Origin of the sequence: Candidatus Magnetaquicoccus inordinatus, assembly GCF_004217665.1 — a bacterium.
Lineage (GTDB): Bacteria > Pseudomonadota > Magnetococcia > Magnetococcales > Magnetaquicoccaceae > Magnetaquicoccus > Magnetaquicoccus inordinatus.
Genome location: NZ_RXIU01000198.1, coordinates 1 through 6,742, shown reverse-complemented (window position 1 = coordinate 6,742; position 6,742 = coordinate 1). Strand labels below are relative to the sequence as shown.

The 6,742-nt window shown below is 50.3% G+C and carries 5 protein-coding genes; 1 reads left to right on the top strand and 4 read right to left on the bottom strand.

What is annotated here, in order from left to right:
* Nucleotides 1-291 precede the first annotated feature (291 nt).
* The gene (locus EJP87_RS12630) at nt 292-2,538 is read left to right on the top strand and encodes an HD domain-containing phosphohydrolase (RefSeq protein ID WP_193771357.1); all 2,247 of its coding nucleotides are present in this window, start codon (nt 292-294) and stop codon (nt 2,536-2,538) included.
* Between the two features lie 168 nt (nt 2,539-2,706).
* Here EJP87_RS12630 and EJP87_RS12625 read toward each other — a convergent pair whose 3' ends face one another.
* The 4 genes from EJP87_RS12625 to EJP87_RS12610 all read right to left on the bottom strand — a co-directional run bounded on the left by EJP87_RS12625 (nt 2,707) and on the right by EJP87_RS12610 (nt 6,338).
* On the bottom strand, nt 2,707-3,741 hold the full coding sequence (locus EJP87_RS12625; RefSeq protein WP_130472232.1) for a hypothetical protein: 1,035 nt from the start codon (nt 3,739-3,741) through the stop codon (nt 2,707-2,709).
* Nucleotides 3,725-4,273: an ImmA/IrrE family metallo-endopeptidase gene (locus EJP87_RS12620; RefSeq protein ID WP_130472231.1), complete on the bottom strand. Its 549-nt coding sequence runs from the start codon at nt 4,271-4,273 to the stop codon at nt 3,725-3,727. Before EJP87_RS12620 ends, EJP87_RS12625 begins: the two co-directional genes overlap by 17 nt.
* A gap of 146 nt (nt 4,274-4,419) precedes the next feature.
* Complete coding sequence (locus tag EJP87_RS12615) at nt 4,420-5,781, bottom strand: dipeptidase (RefSeq protein ID WP_130472230.1); 1,362 nt, start codon at nt 5,779-5,781, stop codon at nt 4,420-4,422.
* Entirely contained in the window at nt 5,781-6,338 is a 558-nt protein-coding gene (locus EJP87_RS12610) for a SixA phosphatase family protein (protein ID WP_130472229.1), read from the bottom strand. Before EJP87_RS12610 ends, EJP87_RS12615 begins: the two co-directional genes overlap by 1 nt.
* Between the last annotated feature and the right edge of the window lie 404 nt (nt 6,339-6,742).

The following is a 6,742-nucleotide window of genomic DNA, read 5'->3' as shown; positions in this document are numbered from 1 at the left end:
ATGTAGACGCAGGCTGGGTGCCGTGCGGGACGTGGCTTACCGTTCTGCTCCTCCCTGCTGAAACTCTAAAGTCCAGTTATATCAACAATATCGTAACAATAACCTATAACATATAAAAACACTTTTGATTGATATTTATTCTGTCATAGATGCTGAAGGGTTTGGAGTGGGTCGCTCGTGGCGCTTGCTTGTTCGTTATAAATGGAGTAGAATATACATTGCAAGAATTGAACATTTTGCGCTTGGTCAATCTCATTCCAAAACTCCATCTATAGACGAGCATAGCAAACGGTGAATGCACGCATATTGACAGTCGATGATTCGCGTACTGTGCGCCTGCGGGTGCGGCAAATTCTTGAGGGGGAGCAGGATGCGGCCTACGAGGTTCTGGAGGCTGGCAATGGCGTAGAGGCGTTACAACTGTTGCAAAAAATGTCTGAGGAGGGGCTGCCCGACCTGATTTTGTTGGATCGTCATATGCCACTCATGAGTGGTGATGCCTGCATCCGTCTGCTGAAATCGGATCCGATCTGGAAAGCGATTCCGGTGATTTTTCTTACCGCTGAGGCAGACAAGGAGGAGGTGGTCAAGGGGTTGACCCTGTTGGGTTGTAACGACTATTTGCCCAAACCCTTTCATACCGGAGAGATGCTGGCGCGTGTCAAGACGCAAATCACCCTCAAAAAGGCTCATGATGAAAATTGCCGCCTGACCCGCAATCTGGATAAGACGCTGGATCAATTGCAAAAAGCCCATCTGCAATTGGAGAATCATGCAGAGCAGTTGGAAAAAGAGGTGGCCTTGCGCACCCAGGATCTGCTGGTCAGTCAGGGCAAGTTGGAAAATCTGATTCATACCGGTCTTGAACTGGGCCGGGAAAAGGATCGGATGGAGTTGTTGCGCAAGCTTTTGTTTAGTGGTCGTGATCTTTTGCATTGCGATGCGGGTACGCTCTATTTGGTTACCGAACGCAAGACCCTGGCTTTTACCTTGCTCACCAATGAAGAGGATACCCTGCCCTCTTTTGAGATCCCACTCTACGATGAGCAGGGCAAACCGGTAGAACGATTTATCTCCACCTGGTGCGCCTTGCACAAAAAGCCGGTTATCATTGATGACATCTATCAAGAGAGCCGTTTTGATGTGAGTGGTACCAAGCGCTATGACCAGCAGAGTGGTTATCGCACTGTCTCCATGCTGACCGTGCCGATGGCGCCGCGCGAAGGGGAGGTGATCGGTGTGTTGCAGTTTTTGAATGCTCTGGATCCAAAAAGCAAACGGATTACCACCTTTCATCCGGAATGGGTGCGCTTTGTGACAGCCATGGCCGCCCAGGCGGCTGTGGCGCTGGATAACCATCAGTTGATTGAAGCGCAAAAGGCGCTGATGGATTCCTTGATCCGCCTGGTGGCAGGGGCGATTGATACCAAGAGTCCCTATACCGGGGGCCACTGTGAACGGGTTCCCGAATTGGGCATCATGTTGGCCGAGGAAGCCTGCAAGGTCAACGAAGGGGAGTTGGCAGAGTTTCAATTCAACAGCGATGCCGAATGGCGAGAGTTTCGCATCGGGGCTTGGCTGCATGACTGTGGAAAAGTGACCACGCCAGAGTATGTGGTGGACAAAGGCAGCAAGCTGGAGACCATCTATAACCGGATTCATGAAATACGCATGCGTTTTGAGGTGCTGTTGCGTGATGCCAAAATTGACATGTTGGAGAGTGTGGCCGCTGGAACTGATCCCGAAACCGCCCAGCAGCAGTTTGAGAGCCGTCGTCAGCAACTGTTGGATGATTTTGCTTTTGTGGCAGAGTGCAATCAGGGGGATGAATTTACCTCCCCGGAGCGGGTACAGCGTCTGAAAGTGTTGGCCGAGCAGACTTGGCAACGGCATTTTAACGACCGGGCGGGGCTCTCGCATGTGGAGTTGATGCGTTATACCACGGAAGCGGAAAGCTGTCCTGTCAGCGAAAAGCTGCTGGCGGATCGACCGGAACATATCATTCCGCGCAGTGATTTCAAGTTCAGCGACCCGCAGTATGGTTTCAAGGTCAAGGTGCCGGAACATCTGTATAACTATGGGGAGTTGTACAATCTCTGCATCGGGCGTGGCACCTTGACCGAGGAGGAGCGCTTCAAGATCAACGAGCATGTCATCCAAACCATCATGATGTTGGAGCAGTTGCCTCTGCCCAAGGATATGCAGAGGGTGCCCGAATATGCTGGTTCACACCATGAAACACTGATTGGTACCGGTTATCCACGCAAGTGGAACAAGGCAGAGCTTTCGGTTCCTTCGCGGATCATGGCCATTGCCGATATTTTTGAGGCTTTGACTGCCTCGGATCGTCCGTACAAAAAGGCCAAAAAGCTCTCTGAGGCGATCAAGATTCTCTCCTTCTTCAAGAAGGATGGCCATATTGATCCCGATCTGTTTAACCTGTTTCTCACCTCTGGCGTGTACCGGCGCTATGCGGAAAAATATCTGCTTCCCGAACAGTTGGATGAGGTAAATATCGGCCAATATGTGCACAATTGAGGCTGTTGCTGCCACCGCTTGTCCCATCGCGCCTGGTTTCCGGAGCGGGTCTCCGAGAGTTTACAAAGCAGCAAAGAGCGCCATCAGGCTGGCGATGCCGGTATGAAAGGTGGGCAGATGCAGACTTTCGTTGGGAGAGTGGGTTGGGAAGGAAGCAAGATCAAGCAGTTATTCGTTTGTTGTATTGCCTTGTTGTTCTTCATCAACGCCAAAATCTTCTGCTTTACTGAATTCAGAACGTTCATTGCGCTCCAGAAGATCATGTATCTCCTTGTGTTGTGCAGGCATTGTACTTTTATCGAGATAGGGTTCAAACAGACCAAGTCTATCGGATTGATTGAGAGAGGCGCGTGTTTTGTTGATCCTATCTATCAATTGATCGCTGTGTTCCTGATTATTTCTGTGCTGCAGATAATATGCAGTAAAGCGACATATGGCTCCTTCCCATGGTGGTAGTTCTTTTTCCCAAGATGGTAATTCCCTATCCTTAAATTTTTCAACCAACCAATGAATGGGGTAAGGTTTGTCTGCGAAGACCCCTTTCATTGGTTCCCATCCGACGAAATGGCAGTTAAAAAATGACTGATTTTCGTGACGAACCAGAAGATCAACCAAGTCCATTGAAGCAACAATTGGTCCAGAGCGTGCCAACTTGGATAACCGAAACCCTATATCCATATCGGGCCCTATAAAATCTTCAATTTGTTGGTCATTAGGCAAATCGTTTACAACACGTCTGTTGCGAATAGGAAATCCTGCAGTCCATGCAGTACCCTTGAGAGATAATATATTATGTTTTTCTTGAAGCAGTTTCTGGTATTTAATGATTGTTTTATGAAAAGCTAAAAGCGTGGTAACAGCATCGTTTACCTTTTTTATGTTTGTGACAAATATCAATTCGTCCCCAAGCATTTTCCATAACTTAATTTGATCTTGCAGATCGTCACTAATGTTTCTTGCTACTTTAATTCTTGCTTCCCGTATGGCAATTTCAAATTGAATGGGAAAATCAGAAAAAAATTCTATATAAACCTTTACCCATGATTTGCTGACTGCATCATTAGTGTCCGTACCTCGTGAATCATTGTTGGCAACAGTCATAGTGATTGAAGGAAGAGACGCTTTAAACTTTGTCGAACCTGCAATATCGACAGAAAGAAACAAACGCAGGCCACTATCTGTTAGATCATCTTGTACTGCCATGATATTCACGTTTCAGAGATTCGGCGCGAAATTTGGCAGCTGGCTTGGAGACTCCAAAATGCACAGACAAATCGTGCTCTTTCCAGCCTGTCTTTTCTGCGAGTTGGAAAAATTCGGTTCTGGGCATCAATAGGGCAGCAGCAAACCTGTTGGCTTGCCATTCTGGTTTGTCTTCTCCAAAGCGATAGACAGTGACCGTGCTTTCTTCTGGATGTTGCTTAAAATACTCAGGAATATGCAGCTTGAAGTGGCCAAGCTCATGTGCGATGGTAAAATTGTCGCGAAGCACACCCGTAAATGGCGACAGGTAAATGATAAACCGTCCATCTCTCCACGCACGCATGGAACCACTGTGCTGAGACAGCGGATCAGAGAACGGGGCAACATCCAACGTGCCACCTAATTTGGCAACCAAGTCCCTGATATCATTCTGATGCGAAGAAAAACCATGTTCAGATGCAAATTTTTCTGCCTCAGATTCAATTGCAGCATATGTCAACTTGCTTTCAGGAACACCTGAACCGGATGGCATGACGGTTCCTCCTCAATAACAACATTTGTAAGGGATTAGTTGATGCTACGCTAGCAACATCCAAGTGTCAAGCGATGATTGGAAATCTCTGCAAGGACGCAATTTACCATATATTCATTGGGCATTCCTGCAGTGACACCATCAACCTACAAAGCCTTGAACAGCGCCATCAGGCTGGCGATGCCGGTATGAAAGGTGGGCAGATGCAGACTTTCGTTGGGAGAGTGGGTGTTGGCATCCGGAAGACCAAAGCCAATCAGGAGGGTATGGACTCCGAGCAGCTTGGCAAAATCGGCCACCACCGGAATGGAAGCCCCTTCACCGACCAGCAATGTTTCGTGGCCAAAACTCTCCTCTAAAACCCGTCGTGCGGTTTGCATGGGCGGCCACTGCAGCGGGATGGTGACCGGATGTCCACCACCGGCGATTCGTTGCACCTCTATCCTCACGCAAGAGGGGGTAATGGCCAGCAGATGACGTTGCAGCAGCTCTGCCATGGTTTCTGGATCCTGGTTGGCAACCAGACGCATGGAGAGCTTGGCATGCGCTGTGGCGGGCAAAACCGTTTTGCCGCCAGGACCGTTATAACCGCCCCACAGGCCGTTGATTTCCAGAGTCGGACGCGACCAGATTCTCTCCAGCAGGCTGTAACCTGCCTCTCCCCAGGTGCTGTCGATTCCCAAAGTCTCTAAATATTTGTTTTCATCAAACGGTAGGTTTTGCCACTGTTTGCGGATAGTGGCATCGACTGGCAGGACATGCTCATAGAAGCCGGGGATGGTGACGGTACCCTCATCGCTTTTCAAGGAGGCGAGGAGGCGTGCCAGCATTTCCAGCGGATTGGCGACGGCACCACCATAGGTGCCAGAGTGCAGATCCCGGTTGGGGCCGCTCAGAGTCACCTCCAGGAGCACCAGACCACGCAGCGAGGTGGTGATGGCCGGATGCTGTTCTGCCCACATGGAGGAGTCGGAGACGATAGCCAGATCGGCAGCAAGCTCCTGGCGATGTGCCTCCAGAAAAGCGGGCAGGTTGGGAGAGCCGATCTCCTCTTCCCCTTCCAGCAGGAAGATGATGTTGACAGGCAGTGAGCCGTTGCTGTGCAGGAGTGCGGCAACCGCCTGGATGTGCATCAACAACTGCCCTTTATCATCGGTGGCACCACGGGCAAAAATCCGCTCATTCTGCCAACGTGGCGCAAAGGGGGGGCTGATCCACAAGGAGAGCGGATCAACCGGTTGCACATCATAGTGGCCATAAATCAACACCGTTGGCCGACCAGGTGCCTGTCGCCAGGAGGCGGTGACGATGGGATTGCCTGGGGTTTGCCACACCGTCACCTCTTGCAGACCTGCCTCTTGCAGCAGTTGGGCGCTAAAACGGGCGCACTCCTGCAGCGCTTCGCGACAGTTGGGGTCGCTGGAGATGGAGGGAAAACGCAAATAGGCGGCCAGTTGCTGTTCGCGAGCGTTGCGGCTGCTGGCCAAATAGTCTGCCAGAATATCCATTATTCGCCGGGATAAAGAGAGCGGGGATAGGTGATGCTGCGCAGGCGCGCCGAACGCTGTTCCAAGGTATCCCAGGAGAGTTCGGTTTCCAGGTGCAGCAGGGTGGCGGTTTTGACCAGACCATAATCACCCATCTCACCCGCCGCGGCGGTGATATTGAGTTTGGCCGCTTTTTCAGTGAGATCACCAACCAAAAAAGAGGCAAGAGATTCGAGACCGGGATTGTGGCCGACAATGAGGACCGACTTGCTGTTGTTTGGTACTTCGCCGAGTACTTCCAGAAGTTCAGCGGTGTCAGCGCCATAGATGCGGCGCTCCCAATGAATCTTTTTTTCTTTAATATCAAGAACTTGACATATTCCGAGTACGGTTTGTGCAGCGCGCACGGCAGGCGAGCTGAGAATATGTTCGGGGAGCATTTTTTGCTCTTTCATCCAGACGCCCATCAGAGGCACATCTTTTTGCCCGCGTTTGGCCAAAGGCCGATCAAAATCGGAAGCAGCATCGGTATCCCAGGCCGATTTGGCATGGCGGAGGATGTAGAGTTGACGGACCATTGGTATGCACTCCTTGCAAGGTCAGAGAAGAGTCATTTTTGCGGATAGATGGGCAAGAAGCCTCTGTTCTGGATCGATTTTCTGCGAATAACCACAGGAAGGATACGTCATTTTCTGCCTTGAGTCAAACAACCTTATCTTTTTTGACAGGGCAATTGCATTGGCAAATCAGAAAATTATTATGGAGGTCCAGGAGGAGATTATCTCCTCCTGGTGGGTGCAGGGCAAAGCCCCATAAGCGTTAACCTATTTACTGTAAGCTAGATTCTGTGCTATGCTTCGGTCACTATGGCTAAGCCAATCGCACTGACGGATGAAAACTGGGACTTCGTTCTCTCTATGTTTCCCACTGGTTGGGAATCGCTCGCCTGGGCAACGAAGGCGGTTCAGCATTTCAGGGGGGG

What these genes read in the sequence shown, in the direction of transcription:
- EJP87_RS12625 (WP_130472232.1), bottom strand. Translation starts at nt 3,741, where the DNA reads ATGGCAGTACAAGATGATCTAACAGATAGTGGCCTGCGTTTGTTTCTT.
- EJP87_RS12620 (WP_130472231.1), bottom strand. Translation starts at nt 4,273, where the DNA reads ATGCCATCCGGTTCAGGTGTTCCTGAAAGCAAGTTGACATATGCTGCA.
- EJP87_RS12615 (WP_130472230.1), bottom strand. Translation starts at nt 5,781, where the DNA reads ATGGATATTCTGGCAGACTATTTGGCCAGCAGCCGCAACGCTCGCGAA.
- EJP87_RS12610 (WP_130472229.1), bottom strand. Translation starts at nt 6,338, where the DNA reads ATGGTCCGTCAACTCTACATCCTCCGCCATGCCAAATCGGCCTGGGAT.